The sequence below is a fragment of the Nonomuraea sp. NPDC048916 genome (assembly GCF_040649575.1).
In the GTDB taxonomy this organism is placed as follows: Bacteria; Actinomycetota; Actinomycetes; order Streptosporangiales; family Streptosporangiaceae; genus Nonomuraea.
On record NZ_JBEZFS010000326.1, the window covers coordinates 1 to 354 of the forward strand.

Annotated in this window: 1 protein-coding gene; it reads right to left on the minus strand. The window is 72.6% G+C overall.

The window, feature by feature from the left end:
* The coding region (locus tag AB0C16_RS41065) for a hypothetical protein (RefSeq protein ID WP_357691648.1) at positions 1-354 on the minus strand (354 nt) is incomplete at both ends.

Consider the following 354-nt stretch of genomic DNA (forward strand, 5'->3'; position numbering starts at 1 on the left):
CCGGGGGTCAGGGCGGGCAACGTGGCGCAGTCGCGCAGCGCCGTGGTGCGGATCCAGCCGCTGCCACCGGCGAACGCGCGGTCGATGTACCGCTCGCGGACCGGCTCCGGCAGCAGGGGCAGACAGTCGACGGCGAACTTGCGGTCACTGACGCTGCCGCGCCTCCAGGCGGCATCCACCAGTGCCTGGACCAGCCCCTCGATCTCCGCCCGGGGCCACTGCGACTGGCCGTGGTAGGCGGCGGTCAGCAGCTCCAGGCAGTGCACGGCCATCAGGGACCAGGCGAAGGGGGTGAGCAGCGGGGGAGGGTTGGCGCCCTCCTCGCCGACCAACTCCCCGTACGAGATCGGAAGA